We start from the raw sequence: 21,572 nt of genomic DNA, 5'->3' as shown, positions 1-21,572 counted from the left end.
TACACGCCTGGAGAAGCCGCTGTTTCGCGACGCCTCGACCTTGGTCCTCCAGCCCGAGTTCGTCGACGATCCCCTCGAGGACGACGCTGCGTACGTTCCGCTCCGTGTTCGCGACGACGAGGACATCGAGGCGGTGATGAGCGATGACTGAGGACCCCGAGGAGATTCAGCTCACGGAGGAACAGGAGGACGCGCTCGTCCAGGGCCGGAACGTCGCTATTACTGCCGGCGCTGGGACGGGGAAGACGACAACGCTCTCCGAGCGGTACGTGACGATACTGGCCGAGAACCCGTCGCTCACGCCGGAGAATATCGTCACGATCACCTTCACGCGAAAGGCCGCTGCCGAATTGACTGAGCGTGTCCGAGAGGAGGTGTACGACCGGCTGGAGGCCGTCGACTCACCGAAGGCCTACCACCGGTGGCGAAACGTGCTCGACGACTTGGAGGACGGCTACGTCCACACCATTCACGCGTTCTGTACCCGGCTCCTGCGAGAACGGGCCGTCGAGGCTCCGGTCCCGCTCGGCTTCGACGTGCTCGACGAAGACGGCGCCGCGACACTCCAACGCGAAGTCGTAACGGAGTTCCTCGAACGCAACCAGGACGATGATGACGTCGCGCTCCTCGCGCAGCTCTGGGGTCGCGACCAGCTGGTCGATGTACTCGCTGGATTACTCGATGAGCGCCCGCAGAGCGAGGCCGTCCTCGATGAGTGGCGTGATGCCGAGGTCGCCGACTACGTCGATATCTGCTGGGAGGTCGTTTGTGATCTCGACGTCGCCGCCACCCGACAGACGCTGTATGCGGACGGGCTCCTTGACCAGCTACGCACGGTTGCGGGCCGCGTCGACCACGAGGATGCGATCGCCGACGAGGACGGCCTTCGGGTCTACGGGACCTTCTCCGAGGTCGCGACGACACTCCCTGACGACCCCGAGGAAAGCGATCCTCGCGACTGTCAGCGGGCAATCCTCGAGCTCTACGAGGTCTGTGAGAAGAAGAACGGCGGCCTGTACAGCAGTTCGGGGTACGTTGTCGGTGACCGGGACGATTGGGGTGAGTACGGTGACGTCTACGACGACCTGAAGGACGCCATCGACGCGGTCATCGCGGCCGTCGAACCGCACGCGGATGCGGTCGAGACGACGCCGGGGGAACTGGAAGCGAATAGCGCTCACTACGCGCTGGCTCTGATGCGGGTCTTCGACGACGTCCTCGCAACCTACACCGACGAGAAGGAGCGCCGCGATACGCTCGACTTCCCCGACGTGATCGAGACAACGCTTGAGTTCCTGCGAGCGAACGATGCCGTCACGGAGCGGCTCCGAGAGCAGTTTGCGGCCGTGATGGTCGACGAGTTTCAGGACACGGACCCGCGTCAGTGGGAGTTGGTCAAGCTCCTCACGGGCGTTGACGAGCAGGCGGCGTCGAACGTCTTCCTGGTCGGCGACGAGAAACAGAGCATCTACGGATTCCGTGGGGCCGACGTGACGACGTTCGGGGATGCGCGCAGAGAACTCCAGACCGTCAACGAGGCTCGTGGGGTTGACGACGTTCCCGACAGCGATGCCGAGAGTCCGACCGCCCTCGAACTCTCCGGGGATTTCCGGACGCTGGACGAGCCGTTATCGTTCCTGAACGAGCTCTTCGAGTACCTGTTCCAACCAGAAGGTGATTCCCACGAACCCTACGAAGCGCCACCTCAGGGACTGAGTACGCAGCGCGACCGTGTCGAGGACATCGAGGGACTGACCGGGAGTGTCGAGTATCTTGCTGTCCCAGACGACGCCGATACGGCAGCGGAGCTCTTCGGCGACGACCATCCGGTCGCCGAAGGCGCGCTGGACCACACTATCGAGGCCGAGGCGCAAGCGCTCGCTGCTCGACTGACCCACCTGTTCGACGATCCGCCGACAGTCCAAGACCCCGATACAGGTGTCCATCGTGACGCTACCCCGGACGACACGGCAATCCTCCTTCGCCGGCGAACCCATCTGGATCGGTATCAGCGCGCCCTCGAGGAGTACGACATTCCCTACACTGTCGTCGGTGGCGTCGGGTTCTACGATACGCCAGAGGTCCAGGCGCTCACGAACCTGCTTCGAGTACTCGGTGATCCACAGGACGACGTCTCCCTCTACGGGGTGCTTCGGTCGCCGCTGTTCGGATTCGCGGATGATCGTCTCGCACCGGCGGTCGCAGAGGCAGATTCTGTGTGGGACGCGCTCGCCGAGACGGACGATTCACAGCTCGCGGACGCTTTCGACCTCCTCACAACCTGGCGGACCCTCAGCGGCTGTGCGACGCCGTCCGAAGATGGCGTCCTCCCGTGGAACCGCCTGCTGTCCCGAGTGATCGACGACACGGGGTATCTGGCGAGTGTGAGTGCTGATGAACGCGGTCGACAAGCCGTCGCGAACGTCGAGAAGTTCCGCGACCAGGTCCGTACATGGAGCGAGAACGGTGTTCACACAGCTGCCGGGTTGCTTCACCGGATCGACCGCCAAGCCGAGATCGACCCTCGTGAGGGGGAGGCAGATATTCCCGGTGACGCCGAGGGCGTCCGGATTATGACGATCCATTCTGCGAAGGGCCTCGAGTTCCCGATCGTCACCGTCCCCGATCTCGGGAGTGATCTCAACTTCGGTCGCTCCGTTGACGACCATGGCTACGTTCGACTCGTGGGCGGAACTGATGACGCGCCGCCGGTGCCGGCGGTTGGTGGACCGAATCCGGCCGATGCGTTCTCCATCGAGAAGACGGCCGTCCACGAGTACGCTGACCGACGGTCGCGTCCACAGGAGCGGGCGGAGTCGAAACGCCTCCTCTATGTAGCGTGTACACGAACGCGGGATCACCTCCTTCTCTGCGGCACGCACGAGATGGATGTTGGCGAATCCGGCGATATTGAACTCGGTGAGCCTGCAACCTTCGACGACGCGGACCGGTGGAGTGACTGGCTTCAGCCGTCCCTCCTTGATGGTGATCTCGTTGGCCGGGCGATCCGTGAGGGAGAGGCCTGTGGACAGATCGAGGATGCCCGCTATACAGTTTGTCGACCACCAAGGCCAGTCGACTGGCAGGCCGACGACGCTTTTGTCGACTCGGAGCCAAACATTTCGATACCCTCTCCGCCTCCTCAAACGTCGGCTAAACGAATCGCTGCAACGACGCTCGTGAACGAGGTCGCAGATGCCACTGCGAACGGTCACAGCTACACCCAGAGCGGCGAGTCAGCTGGACTGAGCCCAACGACATTTGGGACGGTCGTACACAGAATCAACGAACTTCGTCCACCGAGAGACGAGTGGCCAGCGCTTGTTCGGCGTCTGAGTGGAATGGCCGGAGAAGAGCCGACGGAGAGTGATCTCCGCGAAGCTGTCGATCATGCCGCTGATGCGGTCGAATTTGTGAACCAGGTTGAGGCTGATTCCCAGCTCCAAGCGGTTTACGACGAGTATTCTGTTGTCGCCCGAATTGATGAGTCGCGGATTGTCGGTGATATCGACCGGCTGCTCGTCACACCGGATGCCTTCCACATTATCGACTACAAGACCAACGACCTCTCAGCTACGACGTCGGATGAACTCGCAGAACACTATCGACCGCAGATGCTCGCGTACGCTCTCGCACTCCTCCAACATGACCGAAATCGTGACGTACGAGCTTCACTCCGGTTTACTGATGCGGGCGTAGAGGAACGGTTCAATTGGGTATCGGATCAGATGGCAGAAATTGAATCTGAACTTCGACCGATGATTGACCTGGTCAAGTAGTCACACGGCTATTCGACAATCAGCTGTTCGCAGAATTGTTTGTTGCCACGACTGATTCTCAATCCAACCTATTTACCTGCTCTGCCAGATATTCTTGGAGGGCGGAGACTGTCTCTTCTGAGACAGCTGAGGCCCCGAAGTCACTCCGATACCCGTGCTTGAGTTCGTCGCTCTCCAAGATCTCCAGTCCACGCTTTAGCTGCTGCCGTAGTGCATCGTCGTCCCCTCGCCGCAGGTGGGGCGTGACAGCGTCAAGGTCGATCTCTTCCGCGACCGCCAGGACGTCTCGAAGATCTGTTTCGCGGCCGCTGTGGAGTTTTGCCGCCACGAGGACGGCTCCATTGATCACTCTGGCCGTCGTCGTTACTGTGCCCCCGCTCACCTCCTGCTGGTGGCTATGGTCGTACAGGTAGTCAAACGACCACTGTGCCTCCGTCTGGCGGCAGCCGAGGCCATTCACTAGCAGATCGAAGCCGATCGGCTGCTGCGGCGTGAGCCGCTTCTCGTACTCGATCACTTCGGTGTCGTAGAACCACTCCTTGGCGTGGCTATCCGTTTCTTCGAACTCCCGATTTTCGAGGAATTCGATGAATTCGGCCTTGGAGTCTGGTGCGACGACGATATCCAGATCAGTGGAGAAGCGGGCGTTGAACGCCGATACAGCGTAGCCCCCGACAAGGACGTACTCGTGTCCCTCCTGAGTGAGGTCCTCGAGCAGTTCGATGAGTGCGTCACTTCGGTTGTTGAAGCTCATGGCTGTGCCCGTTCGTTTTCTCGATACGTAACGCCGAGGTCGAGGTCCTCGTACATCCGGTCGAGCATCGCCAGTGCCGACTGGAACTGGGCGTAGTTCTCGCGCATATACTCGATCGTCTCTACTCTCGGGATCACCGGGTACCCTTCGACGTGCTCGATGTCGAGTGACGGGCGTGGCTCGAGGACGATCTGCAGCGGTCCCTCCAGCTCGTCTCGGGGCTGTCGCTCGAATGCGGTGGGAAGGTCGAAGGACTCAAAGAAGGTCCCCCAGGCGTCGACGTCTCGCTCACGGACGGCCAGGAACAGCGGATAGTCATCCGGATTCCGCCCAACTTGGTAGCCGCCCTGGGTCCACACGTAGACGGCGTCGATCCGTGTAAATGCGAACGGCCAGTCACCGAACTGTGGGATGACGTAGGCTTCCTCGATGGATGGTGGACTGACGCCGGCGCTGGCAGCGACGAGCTCTCGTGCTGCGTCTCTCACGTGGTCATCGACGACGAAGAGGCCGTCATCATAGCGGACGTAGCCTGCGTCTTCGAGACGGTTGGCGGCCTGTCTCACCGTCTCGTACGGCGTGTGGAGGTGTTGGGCGACACGACGGATGGAGTCACCACTCTCGATAGCGAGGATTATCTGCGCCGCCGTGTCGTCGAGCACCTCGTACATCTGGCGGTTACCAATAATCCGGTAACAGTTAAAAGTCTTACTCGAATGGCCATGACGCCACTATCTTTTCATTCGTCTCGGAGGTAGCCTTGACCCCTGTCGAAAACACGCGGAACGACTATAACGAACAAAACGAACAAAACGAATAGAACGAGCAACACGAGGGTAATGAACGAATTCTGAGGAACGAACTGGTTGAGGATGTCCTGGTCGACCTGTACTCGATGACCAAAACGAGGAAAACGAACGTAACGAATAGAACGAATGGATTGACGGCAACGAGTGTATTTCCCTCAACGAGCGGAACGAACACTTGGTTTTAACATCGTAGTATTCCTCTCACCGAGTGAAACACCCTCACCGAACCAAACGAACAGAACAAGCAAAACGAGCAAAACGAACACAACGAGGTAAATGAAGGAAATGACCGACACCAACACTGCACGAATCACCGTGGCGAATCAAAAGGGAGGCGCTGGGAAGACGACTGACGTCATTCACACAGGCGGGGCGCTAGCTGCCCGGGGCCATGACGTTCTCCTGGTCGATATCGACTATCACGGCGGGCTCACCTGCTCACTCGGCTACAACGATCTGTACTACGATACCGACCGCACAACGCTATTCGACGTGCTCGACTTCGACCAGATGGAGTCGGTGAACGACATCATCGTCGAGCACGAGGAGTTCGATATCCTCCCCGCAAGCGAGAAACTCGCGAACAACAAGAACATCCAGACGTTGCTCGAGGCGCCGAAGAGCCGAGAACGACTGGAGATGACTCTCGACGAACTCGACAGGGACTACGACTACATCATCGTCGACACGCCGCCATCCCTGAACGTTCTCACCGATAACGCTCTCGTCGCGACCGGCAACGTCGTTATCCCCGTTATTCCGGAGAAACTCAACGCCAACAGCCTCCAGATTTTCGCAAAGCAGCTGAGCTCTCTTGAACAGGCATACGGAGACATCAATCGCCTCGCGATTGTCTGCAACCGTGTCGAGCAAAACGCCGAGCATCGAGACACCATCGAGGAGATCAAATCCGCGTATTCACTCCCGATCTTCGAGATCCCGAAGCGGACCGACCTTTCTCAATCGATTGGCGAAGGTGTGTCCGTCTTCGGCTTCGGCAAGGAGAACCAGCGAGTTGAGGATGCACGCGAACTGTTCAACGAGATTGCCGACTTGTTCGACGAGACGTTCGACAAGGCTGCTCCTGAGGAGGTGGAAGCATGAGCGATGGCTGGGGAGATGCCTCCGGCATCGAGGGCAACTACGAAGATGAGGACGATGAGGTCGATTCCAGCGAAGCGAGTGAGGTGAGTGAAACGGTGGAAACCAGTTCATCGACCGAAACGACCGAATCGACTTCAACGAGTGAAACGAGCGAAACGAACAAAACGAAGACGAATATCAAGGACGAGTGGAACGGCCGGACGATCTACATCCCCGACGGTGTTCTCGACGAGATGGAGGACATCTACCTAGAGTCCCAGCTGAAGCTCCGAAAGGCGGGCCAGGACGAGTTCAAGAAGAACCGTCACTTCTACCCGCTTCTCGTCCAGTTCGGTGTTGAAGCGCTCTCTGAGGCCGATGCTGAGGAAATTCAGGCCCGACTTTCGGAACTCGGCGACGAATGACCTCGCGCAGAACGAGGCCCGAGATTTTGTATAGCGATATACGATATACAATTTCAGACAGTGCGGATTTCCGGCGGTAAGAGACTCCAGATACCCGATTTCTCCCGATGGACCGAATACAGTAAGTGGTCCTGATTACGCCGGTAATCACGACCAGTTTGAAGTACCCCGCCGCTGTCGGTGAAGCACGAATGCTGCAACCGCCTCATGACGGCGCTTCCCCCGGGGTAGAGGCACCGAGACCGGGCCCGCAGGACAGTGGAGGGCCGGTGGATGCCTGACCGGGCGCTTTCGACGCCGCTCGACGACAGCTTCGAGCGCTACCTCCAGGACAAGGGGAAAGGCCGCGGTGGCGACGGCGGGAACTATCGACGAAACGCTGCGCGCGAGCTCGAGCGGTTCGCCGAGTGGGCCGCCGGCGACCGCGGCGACGACGACTGGACCGGGATCGTCCCCGACGATGTCGACCGCGAGCCGACCTTCGACGATCTCGATGAACGCGTCTTCCGTGAGTACGCTCGGCATCTCGGAGGAGACCGGGGACTCAAGCAGAACACGGTACAAACCTATTACCGCTATATCTCTGCGTGGTGTGGCTGGTGCGTCAACGAGGGATATCTCGAAGCGCATTACGCGCAGCGAGCGAGTGCGATGGCGCCGCTGCCGGAGGACGACGGCCGCAAGCCCGGTGACCAGCAGGCCTGGACGTCCGAACAGCGCCACGTCCTCACCCGTCACGTCGACGAACGGGCCCTCGACGCCGTCGAGGCGTACACGACACTCCCAGAGGATACTGACCCCCTCGACAAGCAGCGAGCGCGTTACGCGGCGCTGAAGGCGGCTCGTGACCGGGCTCTGGTGTTCGTCCTCGCGTACACAGCTGTCCGCGTCGGGGAACTCCTCCGGGACCCGAACGACCCGCGCCGGCGCGGCGTCCGCTGGGAGGACCTCTCGCTCGACGACGGGAGTATGGACGTCTACCGGAAGAAACAGCAGTGGGACGCCGCGAGTCTCCCCGACCCGGTGATCTCGCCGCTCCGGAGCTACCGCCAGCTGATGGACCCACCCACGGAGCGCTGGCCGGTGTTTCCGACGTTCGACCAACGGACGCTCGCAGAGCTCGTCCGGGAAGAGCTAGCCGAACGAGGAGAATGCCCGGAAGCAATCGCTGAACGCCGAGCGGAGTATGCTCGCGACCTGCTGCTGGCGCTCGATGAGGACATTCGGCCGCCGTCGATCACGACGGACGGCGCACGGTCGATTCTCCAACGACTCTCGGAGGCCGCAGAGATCGACATAGACCATCCAAAACACGATTACCTCGCTCCGCACGGCGGTCGCCGAGGGATGGGTGAGGTGCTTGTCCGCGCGTTTGGATACACGGTGGCGGCCCGGTATCTCGATAACTCCGAAGAGATGGTCCGAGAGCGCTACTCGCATATTGAAGCTGGCGAGTTAGGGGATATTGCTACGGAGGCTCTTGAAGAGGTAGGAGATGAGATCGAATTTTCAGCGGAATCAGTTTGATGTCAACTTCTCGTACTCACTGCTCAAAAACCGGGGGACTAGAGTAGTGTTTGACGGTTCCTTTTCGCTGGAAAATACACTTTAAGTATAGCGAACCCCCTATGTTTTCGAGTGGAAATCGCAAGACGGCGTAGGGGCGGCCGACAGTCTTATTAGCACCTATGCCATATGGATGCTTGCCTACGTAGCGGTGGGGGCTCTATTGCTACCCACCAAACCGCAACGTTCAGCAGCTGAGGCGCTGGTTTTCGACCCGCGGCTGACAGCTCTGCAGGGATGAATAACCCTATTTAAAAAGCTATTCCCAGCGGAGTGAAAGTGGAAATTGCCAGTTCGAAAACCCCCACCCCACGGTTCATATATGCTTGATACGAGAAAGGGGCGAGTATAGTTCCACTCAGCAAAACCCTTTTCAGTGGGAGTCGGCTACACAATCCTGGGCTGGTTACCCACCGCTACGTAGGCATCCCCCGATCACCGCAATTCTGCGGCAGGGGGACGGCGGGAACCCACCAAGACCGACGAGTGAGCCGGGGTATCCGGCAGTGACCTCCACGTATGTTCGCCCGCCGAACGGACCCCTGACGGGTACCGAGTGACCACGTGGTCTCGGCCCGTTCATAGATCTGTTCACAGCTGCGAATGTACCATTTCGGTCGGCCCCACGTCGCCGGGCTAAGCGCGACGACCCACAACCATGAGTGAACGCAACACTCCCGCCGACTCCGCAGACGAGCACAGTACGACTACCACGAAGAAAGTTGCCGGCAAGGTCAACCCGGTACAGTCCGCCATCGAGGCTATTGAAGACGACGTCCCGGTCGAGGTCTTCCGTCGACTATCACACATGAAGGAGGCCATCGGAGCCATCGAAACATGGGCCGACGACGCCGACCCCCAAGGTATTGACGCGCTCGTAGGCGCGAAGACTATCGTCAGCGCAGAGCGTGAGCGGGCGAGGGACATTCGACAGGAGGTTCCCGATGGCAACACCAGCCTCCTGCAGAAGTTCGACAACCTCACGGAGCGCCTGGAGAACCTCGCGGACACTGTCGAACCCTTGGAGTTCAGCACCATTGGCCATGTCGTGTACGTCAATCAGCAGTTTGTCGACCGATACGACGACAGTTCGGTATCCGTCGAAACCATCCTGCTGGACGCCGGCAAGAAGGATCCCGACGAACTCGGGCTTTTCCCGCTGGACGGCCTTCTCGGCAACCGTCAGGAAGACCAGGCGTTCCCGGCTGATCGGGATCTGGACCTCGGCGAAAAGAACCGAACGTTCTTCGAGTCGACCAGCGATGGGGGGAAGATCGCGTATGAGTGAGGGCGAGACACCGGAAGACGCTGATCGCGCGGACCTCCGCAATCACCTCAGCGAAAGGTGTCGCGATGCTCTCTCCGAACTGCAGGACGAGCGGCCTGAAGCCGAACTCATCGCGGTCGAAGGCGACTGGGCATGGGTCAGTATCGGGACTGTCAATCCTGCCCACGTCAACGACGTTTTCGACCAGGAAGAAGTCCTCGCTATCCTCCGCATTCCGACCGATTTCCCGAACGGTCGACGGCCCTATGGCATTGTGACGTACCCCTACGTCACGAAGCACGACGGTCAGGAGGTCGACAGCGTGCATCGCGACCATGCCAAGGGGCGTCCGGCACGTGAGGCTCTCGACGTCGACGAAGTCGCCCTTTGGAGTTACCGCTGGGAGGACTTCTCGGGGACTGAACCCGCTGACCTCCGGAAAGCTCCTGAGGTCGTGCGGTCTCGCTTCGAAAAGGAGGACTGACTATGCCTCAAGGTACAGCAGCGGACTGGCTGACGGCAGCCGACGCCGACGAGGTCCACCTCGTGTTCCCCCGAGATATCCACGAGGATTTGATGAAGGTGCTCTTTCCGAGTGAAGGCCACCCTTTCTACGGCATGTGCGAGCGTGGTGCGTTCGCCGTTCTCGCAAAGAGTACGGGCAACCATCGTGCGAGTTACATTGTCGAAGACGTCGTCCACCCTGAGGCCAGTGACGACCTGGAGCTGAAGGGGACAGCTTGGGGAGATAGGTCAGAAAGCCGTTCATTCGGGTCGTTGTTTGGGAGTAGCTCTAATGGCGACGTATCGAGCGACGACTCGATCGTCGGCTACGAATTCAGTGAAGCCTACCACGAGCGCGCAATCGAACGTGCCCGCAGCCGTGGTGGCGGGCTCATTCGGATTCATACTCAACCCGGCGGCGTTCGTGAGAGCGGTACCGATACCGCGTCGGCGGCTCGCGTCTACGAGAACGACCGGGATCGCCTCCCCGGCGGCGCTCCGTTCGCTGCTGCCATCACTAATGATGCAGGCGACTGGTCGATGCGTGTCTACGAACCCACGCGCGACCCCAGCGACGGGCCGGAGGTAACGCGCGCCGACCACGTTCGCGTTGTCGGTCCAGCCACTGACGAACCCGCTTTGGATGTTCGTCCAACCGGCCGGCGAGATGCCGGTGCCGATAGTGTAGGTGTTGCTAGTGCTGAGCAGGACTCCACGATCCAGCTCTGGGGGGCAGACGGCCAGGCACGATTAGCCAACCTTTGCGTCGGCATCGTGGGCTGTGGTGGCGTCGGGTCGATTCTTGCAGAACACCTAGCCCGCCTGGGCGTTGGTGAACTCGTGTTCGTAGACTTCGACCACCTCGAGAGCGCGAACTTCAACCGCGCACAGGGTGCCCGGCGGATAGACGTCCGGCAAGACCGCCTCAAGACCGAGATTGCCGAACGCGTTGCCCGTCGAAGTGCGACAGCTGAGAACTTTGAGACGCGGGTCGTTGACGGGAGTGTCGTCGAGCAAAACCTCGAGTATGCGGCTGTCCCTGATCTCCTGGATTGTGATCTTATCATGTCCGGAGTCGACGCCGCTCGCCCCCGACAGGTCCTGGACGTGCTCGCTCGCGCTCACTGTATTCCCGTTATTGACGGTGGAAGCCTCCTACACGCCGACGATCAGGGCGTCCTAGAAAAAGAGGCGAAAGTCGAAACGGCGGTCACCGGACCCGGTTGGCCGTGTTTCGAGTGCCAGCGCGTCTGGACTCAGGACGATGTCGACTGGGAGGCCGACCATCCCGAGTTTCGTGGCGAACGGGGTTACGTGCAGGGTGGGAAGGACCCAGCCGAAGAGGATAGGGACCCGTCGGTCATCGGGGTGAACGCGATTGTCGCTGGTCTAATGCAGCGGCGGTTCCTGGCGATCACGCTGGACGTAGCACGGAAGATCGAGGGTACGCTTCGACTTGGTCTCCGTGATGTGGAGACGAATATGTCGTCTACGTGGGGCTGTGGGGAGGATTGCGAGGCAGCACCAATTGGCGTCGGCGACCGCGAGGAGCTCCCAACTGGGACCGACTGGGCGATGCGGTACGAACGCGAGGATATGGAGATGCCTGAGCAGAAAACTCGAGATGCGAGCGATCTTGTCGAAGACCTGCGTTAAGGTCGGTAGAATACGGATATAATATCGTCTTCAGACTATACCCATCGATGTTGTTTACTCCAAGACGTCGTCTGCTGTTGTCAATCCGATCCATCTGTGAGAGTCTGAGGATTTTATATCGGAGGACACGTATATTTCTGCTATACAGAGCGTGTTTTTATGAGCCAGTCCAAACCTCTCCCATTTCGTATAGTCGTTGAAAATGCGGTTCGCTCACTCACGGCTGTACTGTCACTTGGAGCCGCGATCTTTTTGGCGGGTTGGTACCCAGGCGGGACACTGACAATTCCGTCTGAACGTGTGATTCCGGTCGCTGGCCTACTCGTCCTCGGCGTCTTAGTTGGTACTGGTCCGCTTATAACACTTGTCCGGCAGAGAGATCGACACCGTGTCAGTGAATTGTTTGAATGAGGGAGGGTACGTTTGCGTAGTAGAACTCTGTTGGGAATCGCACTCACATCACCACTCTTCGTTCTAAGATAGAGATAGATAGGGGGCATCTCGATAGTATTCAACGACTCGAGAACTGCCGACTTCGCCGCCTAACCCCTTTCGCAGACGAATCGACTCCATTCCGTTCGGACGGCGTTCGTGTTTCAGAATTTGCTCGCTTGCGTTCATCAGACGAGCTGCCGTACGTTCATCGATAAGCTCGGGCGTTCCTGCGAACATTACTGTATCATCTGAGCCACGAGCCTCAGCTGTTAACACAGAAATCATACCTGGAAGGACATTGTCATCTCCGAACATCCGCGTCGCTTGGCAGGAGAGGATCATTGTAAGTGGAGTCGTCGACTGATACTGGATTCGGCGTAACTCATCCAATAGCTCGTCCTGTTTTGGCGATTCAACCGAACGGGAGGTGATGTCATCTGGCAGGAAATTATTCGATTTTGAGCCGCTTCCAAGCACATCTAAAACACGGATAGATTCGGCATCTAGATACGCCTTAAGAGGTTGGTCCTCTAAGGCTTGAAGATACTGATCAAGCTGCTCGTATGTCAAATTTGGAGGCGGAACGATAACCACATCGCGATCTGAATTCACCATTTCAGCAGTCACCTTTGATAATAGCAGATCAGCGTGAGCATCTCCCGAGTACAGATAACTGATTGTGCTTCCAGTTATGAATCCTCCTCCGAGGAGATTATCAAGCTCTGGGAGTCCTGATGTCGTTCGGCCTTTTGAGGAAAGGGAGGCGGGCGGTGACCGGTTGAGTGGTTTGAGTCGCATCCCCTTCGCGCTCAAATTCATCTCGTAAGGACGGAGGTCGTGATCGGCACCTCGCATCTTGGTAATGTGGACATAGCGATGATATTCGCCTTCCAGCTCGTCCTGCCACAGCCGAACAACGCCATCTACAGTAAATTGAAGCGCAAGCGACGAACTGAGTGTTCCGTGATTCGTTGCTGTATCGTCTTGTTGTGCGTAATCTTGCGCAGTCAAGATAGATGTCGCTTCAAATTGGCGTTTGAATTGTCGAATGATATCGATCATTACCCGACGATACTGAGCGTGGTCCTGTGTGACTGCAGCGAATCCAGACGCACTATCCAGAACAATACGGTCTGCCGGTGCAAGCCGCTCAAAATATTGTTGGATATACTCTGGTGTGAACGGAACCGACCGACCCTCGTCCATAGTGGTTCCGCCATCTAACGTTCGCATCACAAGGCCAGCTTCACCTGTTGTCACCGATTCCCCGTGGCCCGCATGAACGGTCGTCAACGTGAGATTTGGATGGTCGAATTCAAATCCAAAATCTTCGAGCCCGATCCGCAGCTCGGCGATTGCTTGTTCGGTACTGATGAAGACACACTGCTCATCGGCCTCCAGTCCGGCTTGAAGAAACTGCATTGCTGCAGTCGTTTTCCCTGTTCCAGGACCGCCAGTGAATAACACGGAAGCACCAGTGGGGATACCTCCGTCGAGGGCGGTATCGAATACTTGGTCGCCAGTTGAGACAGTCCCAGCCATACCACCGGAAATGTCTCGGATGGTTGTAATACTTCGGTAGTGAGTGTCTCCCACCGAAAACTCCTGACTGATGGAGTGGACGATTCAGGGCCACAGTAGTCTAATATTCGTTGGGGATGTAACAGACTATCGTCAGGGGATTCCTCTTTGTTGCGTAATCGCTGAACACGTCGATATTCGACGACCACGTTGGTTAAGTGGCTAACAGTTCGTAATCTATTGGAATACACTGGGAGTCTCGGTTGCCCAGCCAATGGGGGGTCGCTATCCTTGGATTTGTTCTTCTATTGCTCACGCTTGGTCGTGTCGTAACGTATACCGACAATCCCGTTATCGATTTCATTGAAGTCTTGCTCCCTTTTGCTGTCAGTCTTGGACTCATTATTGGTGGAGTCTGGCTGGTACGAACACATCCGGCCGCTCGGATTAGTCAGCTTGCGAAATGGCTGCTTGGTGGAGTTCTTGTCGGCGTGGCCGCCACTCTCTGGATCCTGTTTATCATCTCGCTCGAACAAGTGCCGTCCGGTGAACCGATGGTTCTCACTCTCAACGGCGTTGGCATCTTCATGGCCGCTGGGATTCTTCTGGGTTACTATGCGACCGGCCTCGAAGCCCGCGAACAACAGCTCGAACTATCTGACCACCGGTTTCGTGCCCTGACTCAGAATTCGTCATTTGCCGTCATCACGATCGACGAAACGAGCACGATTCGGTATGCAAACGACGCCGTCGAGGAACTCTTCGGATACCCCCCAGCGACACTTACTGGAAAGTCGCTAACGACGTTAATGCCTGATCGGTTCCACGAGGCGCATCATAATGCAGTAACACGGTATCTCTCAAAGGGTGAACGTTCTGTTGAATGGGAGGGGCTCGAATTGGTTGGCCAGCGAGCTAACGGAGAGGAGTTTCCTGTGGAGGTCAGCTTTGGTGAGTATGCCGTTGGTGACGACCATCTGTTTACGGGTGTCATTCAGGACGTGTCCGACCGGAAGGCAGCGGAGTACCGGCTTCATCAGCACACGTCGAAGGTAACACAGCTCCACGAGATTGCCACTGACTTCGCCGCGGCCGGTTCGAGAGCTGCCATTTATCAACGGACAGCTGACGGCGCTGTCGAGCTGTTCGACGCGGACGTCGCTCGTGTCGCCGTGGTAGAGGGTGACCAACTGGTTCCAGCCGCCAGTTCAGGTTCCGACGATGTTGGCGATTGGAATCCAGTACCCCTTTCGGTAGGATACGCTGGACAGAGTTATCAAACGGGCATGGTTCTCAGAGTCGACGATCTCGAGGACACCCGATCCGCAGCCACGTCGACGAATCAAGATGGTGGGGCACAGCCCGAGCCCCAGCCGCACGTCGCCCCACGGGCGCTATTGAGTATCCCGCTTGAGGGCTGGGGTGTCCTACAGGTGTTCGCGTCGGACCCTGGGGCGTTCGGGGACCGTGACGAGGATGTCGCGGAGATGCTGGCAACCCACGTTGTGACCGCTCTCAAACGATTGTCTGCCGAGGAGACGATTCGGCGAGAACGCGACCGGCTTGAGGAATTTGCCAGTCTATTGTCCCATGACTTACGCAATCCGTTACAAGTGGCGAAAGGGCGGATGGAGCTCATAGGACGCGAGGGGTACAACGAGGATCACCTTGACCCCATTATACGGGCGTTGAATCGTATGGAACGACTCATCGAGGATATGTTGACACTCGCCCGGGAGGGTGATGCGGTCGGTGAGACGGAAACAATCTCGCTTGTCTCACTCGCAACGCAAGCCTGGGCGAACGTCGCAACCGATGCTGCGTCAATTGAGGTTGAGACAGATCTTCATCTAGATGCGGACCGCAGTCGCCTCGGTCAAGTGCTCGAAAACCTCTACCGGAATGCAATTGAGCACGGTGGTGACACAGTGACAGTTCGCGTAGGCCCCCTTGACGACGGTAATGGCATCTACATCGAGGACACGGGACCTGGTATCCCCGCAGCCGAGCGCGAAGACGTCTTCGACAGTGGATATACGACGCATCAAGAGGGTAATGGCTTTGGACTCGCAATCGTCAGGCGAATCGTCGAGGCGCACGGCTGGACGATTACGATTACTGACGGTACAAATAGTGGTGCACGGTTCGAAATTTCGGGCATACAATCTGCTACGACGCCGAATTGAGTACGTTGTCGTCAGGACTGTTTCTGGAATAGTGGTATGGGGATACCGTCGGTGCGGGTGCTTCTCTTCACGCCACTGACACCGACCATTTGACGATCTGAGTCCTAGCCCCTGGAAAGATTGTCGACCGTTCTATGTCTCGTGACTGCTACTGGGCTCTATATGTCTGTGGTGATTCCTATCGGAGTACTGCTGGTCACAAGAGGATTAAGGGAACAACCCTTGATTTTCCAAAAGGAATGTCTCTACTCATACCAAGCCACAAGGATCTCAATCCCTTTTCGGCTCTAGAATATGCGATTACAGTACCTGATCACCGAATAGATTTTCTCCACATCGCATCTGATGCGACTGCAAAACCAACGGTATCTGTTGAAGAAATCACTGAGCAACGTCCGAAGGAGCTTTTGAAGGCTACTATCGACAGACTCGTTGATCAGGTAGAATCAATGACAGACGATACTGATCGGAAGGTCCGACTGTTGCATTCTCCTGGACCGATTGGAGAAGCTACTATCAGATATGCTGACGCACTCCAGTCTGATTTAATTGTTTTAGCGGTCAGCGGAAATGAGATAAAACGGGATCCGAATGTGAATAACGCAATAAATATTGTTACAAATAATGCACCAGCCGCATTTACGATTATCCAAGAATGAATTGCAGTGTGGATATCACACCAACCAAAATGTCTGCTATTAATATATATGGCAACTGAAATTGCCTACGGATATGCCTAAACCAATTCTTGTCTCTCACTTCTTCCGGTTGATGTTTGTTGAGAGTAGCAACATCTAGACTCTATCGGCCATCGTTACGATATCTCAATCTCGATATATGCATTTTCATCTTCAACATAGAAATCCACAAAACTCACGTGACGTGTATTGAGCATTCGCAGCAGTTCATCGTCTAGTGAAGAGTCCTTATGGAGTCGAAGCGTCACTCGATGGGTTCCTCGCCGGTGATGATCATCTATCAATTTGACACCATCAGATTCTGAAACACATTTCTTGAGATTTCCCACCCGAACATCATCAAGTGATCCCAGTCTAGGAATCCAATCACGTAACGACATTATTGACGTTTGTATAGAATAGACTACTTATGTTGTATACCCTTTGGCTACTGGTTAGCAACAATTCTCTCATTCGTGTGTGGATTTCAGCTCGAAACTGAGTTGACCTAGTCGAATGACGACAGCTGAATATCGGGATATCGTTCAATATGAGGTGATAGTTTCATGGTGGTCGATCACGCTCTTGGACGACCTCATCCCAAATATGATGCTTGTGTGTCCCGAACCCTGATCCAAGGATGTCCTCTGAGGAATCTTCCCGTTCATCGGAGGGGGATTTGTACCGGCGGGAAGTGTACCAGGTTCGGGAAAACCAAAACCTCACGCTTTCTGAGAAATTTGATCAGCTCCTTTCACTGGGCTGTGAGTATCTGGACGTCGAAAACGGCCATATCAAACGGATTGATAAAGAGCGCGGTGTCCATGATGTCATCGCGACTGCTGGGGGGGGGGGAGGGCGAACTCCTCGAGGTTGGTGCGCAACATACTCACGCGACGACATTCTGTCGGCGAACAATCGAACAGGATTCACCGCTGGCGATCTCTCATGCCAGTGAACAAGGATGGGCGGACGATCCCGCGTACCACAGACACAATCTTGAATGTTACCTCGGTGCGACAATCTCGGTTGAAGGAACGACCTATGGCACGGTTTGCTTCGTTTCCAAAGCGCCGCATACTAGAGACTTCTCTGCTTCTGAACGCGCGTTCGTCGAACTCGTGGCTGGCGTCGTTGGCACAGAAATTGAGGCTAAGCGGTACGAATATAAACTCGCCGATCGTGATCGACTAAATGCTGTTCTCAATCGTGTTCTTCGGCACAATCTCCGGAATTCGATGAATGTTGTCAGAGGCTACGCCGACCTTCTTACTCAACGACTCGCTGGCGACGAACAAGAGTTAGCGAAGCGAATTGTGGCCAGCGCGGACAATCTTACTGAACTTGGCGAAACCGCCCGAAATCTCGAAAACGTTGCCAGAGACGCTGGTCCACCCGAACAGCAGGAACTCGGGTCGCTATTATCTGACGTTGCTACCGAACTCCAGGATCGTCACCCGAGGGCAGAGGTCGATGTCGAGATACCTAACACCCAGACTGCATTTACGAACGAGTATCTGAAGCCTGCATTGTATGAACTCGGGGAGAACGCTATCACACATACGAAGGGGGACCCAGAGCTTGAGCTGAGTCTCCAGTCTGAAGTAGAGGAGGACGACTGGGTTGTGATTACGGTTGAAGACAACGGATGTGGACTCCCGGAGATGGAGCGAAACATTCTCCGAGGTCAGATGGAGACACAGTTGGAACACGGCCAGGGGTTGGGCTTGTGGTTCGTCTATTGGACTGTTGTCCGCTCTGGCGGCAAACTCACAGTCGCTGTCGATGACGGGACGACGATTCGTATCTGGCTGCATTCTGAGGCCATCCCCGACAATGATCTACAGTGGTATCTTGATCTCCCGATCGGGAACGATATGGTGTGAATTCGCAGATTAGAGTGCGAATGAGGCGATTTCTTTCGGTTATCTCGATGATGTTTCGGCTACGGTTACCGATATCCACTTCTTGGGGAGCAGCACAATCTGACGTCGAATCGGCCCCAAATCAGACTATACACGGTCGAGTTCGACGTTCCTAATCTCGAATCGTGCTCCACCTGCAGTCCCTTCTGAAATAGCGATCTCCCACTCGTGTCCATCAACGATCTGTTGGACAATCGAGAGCCCGAATCCGGTGCCCTCCGCTGCATCAGTATATCCCGCTTCGAAGACCTCGTCTTGTTTCCCAGCAGGTATCCCTGGGCCGTCGTCTTCGACGTAGAAGCCCGCACCATCGTCACAGATATCGAGAGTGACGGTGACACAATCTCCACCATGATCGATCGCATTCCGAAAGAGGTTCTCGAAGAGTTCACATAGCCGTCCTTCATCAGCCAGTAGTACAGTCGAAGTGTCAACACCAATTTCGAGGGTGGCATCTGATGTATCAACGTGCTCCCACGCTTGTGAGGCGACCTCGGCGAGCGTGACTGCGTTTGGATCAAGAACTGCTTGCCCTTGTTTTGCGAGAGACAGGAGTTCGTCGATCATCTCCGCCATCCGCTTGTGAGATTGTTCGATCGCTTCAAAATGTTCTACATCCCCTGATTCGCGTGCTAGTTCGAGGCGACCACTCGCGACATTGAGAGGGTTACGCAGGTCATGGGCAACTGTACTGACGAATTCCTGAAGCCGTTCGTTCTGTCGTGCGAGTTCCTCTTCGCGTTTCGCTCGCTCCGTGACATCTCTGAATATCCCGATACGCTCGGCTGCTTTACCCAGCCCGGTAATAGCCTCCGTGTTTAACTCCATAACTTGGGAGTTCTCCTTATCGCGTCCCCACTGGACTGTTGTCGTCGTATCGTCGTCGATTCTCAGAAGAACACGCTCCAGCGACTCTGATGGGGAGAATTCGAGGTCGGTGATTGGCCGATCCTCTAAGTGTTCGGTGTCGATCCCGAACGCCTCGGCGAAGGCGTCATTTGCCTCGGTGACGGTTCCATCCGGTTTCACCACAACGACCGGGTCTGGGGTGGACTGGAAGAGCGATTCAAACCGCCGGTCACTCTGCTCTTTCTGCCGTGTAAGTTCGAGCGACAGCCGGCGGCGTTTCAGAAGGTTATCAATCCGTGCGTTCAATTCGGCCCTACTGACCGGTCGCTGAATCAGCTCGTCAGCGACGTCCCAGGTGTTGCCTGTACATTCATCCGGTGACTTGTCACCCGTGAGCAAGAGGACCGGTAAAAACGTCGGTGCCGTTTCAGCTTTTACTTTTTGCAGTTCGTCCTTGAACCTCCCAAACGAGTTAGTATCGACCAGACATAGATCGAAGTGAGGATTTTCAAACGGTGTATCGGCGTGGGTCTGAACAATATATTCCTCCTCCAGTTGCTCGGCAAGCAATTCGCGGTTCCGTTCGCTCTGGATCAGCAGGAGGAGCGTCGTCCGATGGTCGTTGTCTCTGTTAGAAGGTTCCATTACGTTCTCGATTATTGCTCAGTCGAGTCTGGGCCGTCAGTCCATTCCGGGGTTCCGCTGAGAATCCCTCGGAGCTGCGTTAGTGGTTCACCGACTGTAATTCCGTGCTCGGTGATTTTGAATTGGCGAAGCGTCCGTTCGAAGTCACTGGTGCGCATTTTCAGGACACCAATAACTTTCTGCATCTCTCCCTGCAATTCGAGATGACGGAGAAAGACAATGTTGTCCGCAAGATAGCTTATCCCAACATCAGTCGCCTGAAACTCTCCTGTAATGTTGGTGATTTCCTCAATCATAATTACTGTCACACCCATATTTTTGAGATACCGACCGAGAGAGTGGAGATGCGAAACAAGCTCGCCTTCTTCACCTTCTAAGGCGAGTTTGTAGCCTGAGATCCCGTCGATCATCACGATTTCGGCCCCTTTGTTTTCCACCTCTTGGCGTACCATATTGGTGAACTCCTGGGGTGAGATCTCTAAGGCCTCGATCTCTTCGACATTAAGCGTCCCGCGGTCGCGCATCTCCGCGACGGGTATGTTGACTGCTTCGGATCGTCGCATAAAGGTGCCCGATGTTTCCTCAAAGAGATACATCACTGATCGTTCCCCTCGGCCTGCAGCTTCCTTCATAAACTGCGTGCCAGTCGTCGTCTTCCCGACCCCTGTTGGCCCGGAAATAACTGTCACGGTACCCCGATCCAGCCCCCCATTGAGTAGTTGGTCGACTTCTGGAACACCTGCAGAGATTGGTTCATCGACGAATTCCTGGTTGTAGTCTCCCGGGGCGAGTTCTGGATACACAACTAGCCCGTCATCGGTGATCTTCACCGAGTGGTCCCCGCTCCGAGTCGCTGAGCCCCGAAACTTCGGGACGCTGATCGACCGGCCGGTCGACGCGTAACCGAGTTCGATCATCCCGTCACTCATAAACTGCAGGTCGTCGTCTGGGGCATCCTCGGTGGCCTGCGTTGTGAATAGAACGGTCGCACCCGCTTCACCCAGTAGTCGCATAAACGAGAGTGCCTGCTTGCGAAACTGGTACTCATCGGTCGAGAGGTACCGGAGCTGGCTGATCGGATCGACAAACACGCGATCTGGTTCAACTGCCGACACCCGCTCGGTGATTTTTTCGACTAACGGATCACGTTCGACCTCGCTAGATTCGAAGATGTCGTAGCCCTGATCGTCGGCGAAGAACTCTGACTTTGGGCTCAGATCGAGAAAATGAACGTCCTCGATATCGAAGCCGAGTACTGCTGCATTCTGTTCGATGTCTGCAGTTGCTTCCTCAAGATTGATGAACAACGATGTTTCGCCCTGTGCTGTTCCTTGTGTGAGATAATGCAACCCCAGAATCGTTTTGCCAGTCCCTGGTCTCCCCCGAACGAGATAACTTCGTTCGGGTACGAGCCCGCCATTGAGAATGGTATCGAGACCACGAATACCGGTGGCAACGCGGTCAAAGGTCTGTGCGGTCTCGGTCATTGTA

At 56.4% G+C, this 21,572-nt stretch carries 15 protein-coding genes; 10 read left to right on the top strand and 5 right to left on the bottom strand.

From position 1 onward, the window contains the following. The first annotated feature begins 143 nt into the window (after positions 1–143). Positions 144–3,779 (top strand): UvrD-helicase domain-containing protein, encoded by a 3,636-nt coding sequence (locus ACNS84_RS15080; RefSeq protein ID WP_435075685.1) that lies wholly within the window; start codon positions 144–146, stop codon positions 3,777–3,779. Between the two features lie 58 nt (positions 3,780–3,837). On the opposite strand, the gene ACNS84_RS15075 is transcribed toward ACNS84_RS15080, so the two are convergent. Next, positions 3,838–4,533, bottom strand: coding sequence for a hypothetical protein (locus ACNS84_RS15075; RefSeq protein ID WP_435075684.1), 696 nt, complete (start codon positions 4,531–4,533; stop codon positions 3,838–3,840). Next, positions 4,530–5,204, bottom strand: a complete 675-nt coding sequence (locus ACNS84_RS15070) for a helix-turn-helix domain-containing protein (RefSeq protein ID WP_435075683.1) — start codon at positions 5,202–5,204, stop codon at positions 4,530–4,532. The genes ACNS84_RS15075 and ACNS84_RS15070 overlap by 4 nt, the downstream gene beginning before the upstream one ends. Before the next feature lie 423 nt (positions 5,205–5,627). Here ACNS84_RS15070 and ACNS84_RS15065 point away from each other — a divergent pair, with 423 nt between their 5' ends. The 6 genes from ACNS84_RS15065 to ACNS84_RS15040 all read left to right on the top strand — a co-directional run bounded on the left by ACNS84_RS15065 (position 5,628) and on the right by ACNS84_RS15040 (position 11,843). After that, positions 5,628–6,446 (top strand): ParA family protein, encoded by an 819-nt coding sequence (locus ACNS84_RS15065; RefSeq protein ID WP_435075682.1) that lies wholly within the window; start codon positions 5,628–5,630, stop codon positions 6,444–6,446. Further along, positions 6,443–6,850 carry a DUF8160 family protein gene (locus ACNS84_RS15060; RefSeq protein ID WP_435075681.1) on the top strand — a complete coding sequence of 136 codons (408 nt, stop codon included), beginning with the start codon at positions 6,443–6,445 and terminating at the stop codon, positions 6,848–6,850. The genes ACNS84_RS15065 and ACNS84_RS15060 overlap by 4 nt, the downstream gene beginning before the upstream one ends. Before the next feature lie 273 nt (positions 6,851–7,123). After that, entirely contained in the window at positions 7,124–8,377 is a 1,254-nt protein-coding gene (locus tag ACNS84_RS15055) for a site-specific integrase (RefSeq protein ID WP_435075680.1), read from the top strand. Between the two features lie 697 nt (positions 8,378–9,074). Then, positions 9,075–9,704, top strand: coding sequence for a hypothetical protein (locus ACNS84_RS15050; RefSeq protein WP_435075679.1), 630 nt, complete (start codon positions 9,075–9,077; stop codon positions 9,702–9,704). After that, positions 9,697–10,167 carry a hypothetical protein gene (locus ACNS84_RS15045; RefSeq protein WP_435075678.1) on the top strand — a complete coding sequence of 157 codons (471 nt, stop codon included), beginning with the start codon at positions 9,697–9,699 and terminating at the stop codon, positions 10,165–10,167. Before ACNS84_RS15050 ends, ACNS84_RS15045 begins: the two co-directional genes overlap by 8 nt. A gap of 2 nt (positions 10,168–10,169) precedes the next feature. Beyond that, positions 10,170–11,843, top strand: coding sequence for a ThiF family adenylyltransferase (locus ACNS84_RS15040; RefSeq protein ID WP_435075677.1), 1,674 nt, complete (start codon positions 10,170–10,172; stop codon positions 11,841–11,843). A gap of 474 nt (positions 11,844–12,317) precedes the next feature. On the opposite strand, the gene ACNS84_RS15035 is transcribed toward ACNS84_RS15040, so the two are convergent. Beyond that, a complete protein-coding gene (locus ACNS84_RS15035) occupies positions 12,318–13,820 on the bottom strand; it encodes an ATPase domain-containing protein (RefSeq protein WP_435075676.1) in 1,503 nt (500 codons plus the stop codon). A 470-nt stretch (positions 13,821–14,290) separates the two neighbouring features. Here ACNS84_RS15035 and ACNS84_RS15030 point away from each other — a divergent pair, with 470 nt between their 5' ends. The 3 genes from ACNS84_RS15030 (at position 14,291) to ACNS84_RS15020 (ending at position 18,548) form a co-directional block, all read left to right on the top strand. Further along, complete coding sequence (locus ACNS84_RS15030; RefSeq protein ID WP_418286915.1) at positions 14,291–15,985, top strand: PAS domain S-box protein; 1,695 nt, start codon at positions 14,291–14,293, stop codon at positions 15,983–15,985. Between the two features lie 239 nt (positions 15,986–16,224). After that, complete coding sequence (locus tag ACNS84_RS15025) at positions 16,225–16,644, top strand: universal stress protein (RefSeq protein WP_435075675.1); 420 nt, start codon at positions 16,225–16,227, stop codon at positions 16,642–16,644. Between the two features lie 782 nt (positions 16,645–17,426). Then, positions 17,427–18,548, top strand: coding sequence for a GAF domain-containing sensor histidine kinase (locus ACNS84_RS15020; RefSeq protein WP_435075674.1), 1,122 nt, complete (start codon positions 17,427–17,429; stop codon positions 18,546–18,548). 126 nt (positions 18,549–18,674) lie between these two features. On the opposite strand, the gene ACNS84_RS15015 is transcribed toward ACNS84_RS15020, so the two are convergent. Then, positions 18,675–20,081 carry an ATP-binding protein gene (locus ACNS84_RS15015; protein WP_435075673.1) on the bottom strand — a complete coding sequence of 469 codons (1,407 nt, stop codon included), beginning with the start codon at positions 20,079–20,081 and terminating at the stop codon, positions 18,675–18,677. Positions 20,082–20,092: 11 nt separating this feature from the next. Next, complete coding sequence (locus ACNS84_RS15010) at positions 20,093–21,568, bottom strand: ATPase domain-containing protein (protein WP_435075672.1); 1,476 nt, start codon at positions 21,566–21,568, stop codon at positions 20,093–20,095. Positions 21,569–21,572: the final 4 nt, after the last annotated feature.

This window comes from Halorubrum wangae (assembly GCF_051194135.1).
GTDB lineage: Archaea > Halobacteriota > Halobacteria > Halobacteriales > Haloferacaceae > Halorubrum.
Note: the sequence above shows the minus strand (reverse complement) of the source record. Positions and strands in the feature narration are given on the sequence as shown.

Coding starts and splice junctions, on each gene's coding strand:
- ACNS84_RS15080 (WP_435075685.1), top strand. CDS start 144: ATGACTGAGGACCCCGAGGAGATTCAGCTCACGGAGGAACAGGAGGAC.
- ACNS84_RS15075 (WP_435075684.1), bottom strand. CDS start 4,533: ATGAGCTTCAACAACCGAAGTGACGCACTCATCGAACTGCTCGAGGAC.
- ACNS84_RS15070 (WP_435075683.1), bottom strand. CDS start 5,204: ATGTACGAGGTGCTCGACGACACGGCGGCGCAGATAATCCTCGCTATC.
- ACNS84_RS15065 (WP_435075682.1), top strand. CDS start 5,628: ATGACCGACACCAACACTGCACGAATCACCGTGGCGAATCAAAAGGGA.
- ACNS84_RS15060 (WP_435075681.1), top strand. CDS start 6,443: ATGAGCGATGGCTGGGGAGATGCCTCCGGCATCGAGGGCAACTACGAA.
- ACNS84_RS15055 (WP_435075680.1), top strand. CDS start 7,124: ATGCCTGACCGGGCGCTTTCGACGCCGCTCGACGACAGCTTCGAGCGC.
- ACNS84_RS15050 (WP_435075679.1), top strand. CDS start 9,075: ATGAGTGAACGCAACACTCCCGCCGACTCCGCAGACGAGCACAGTACG.
- ACNS84_RS15045 (WP_435075678.1), top strand. CDS start 9,697: ATGAGTGAGGGCGAGACACCGGAAGACGCTGATCGCGCGGACCTCCGC.
- ACNS84_RS15040 (WP_435075677.1), top strand. CDS start 10,170: ATGCCTCAAGGTACAGCAGCGGACTGGCTGACGGCAGCCGACGCCGAC.
- ACNS84_RS15035 (WP_435075676.1), bottom strand. CDS start 13,820: ATGGCTGGGACTGTCTCAACTGGCGACCAAGTATTCGATACCGCCCTC.
- ACNS84_RS15025 (WP_435075675.1), top strand. CDS start 16,225: ATGTCTCTACTCATACCAAGCCACAAGGATCTCAATCCCTTTTCGGCT.
- ACNS84_RS15015 (WP_435075673.1), bottom strand. CDS start 20,081: ATGGAACCTTCTAACAGAGACAACGACCATCGGACGACGCTCCTCCTG.
- ACNS84_RS15010 (WP_435075672.1), bottom strand. CDS start 21,568: ATGACCGAGACCGCACAGACCTTTGACCGCGTTGCCACCGGTATTCGT.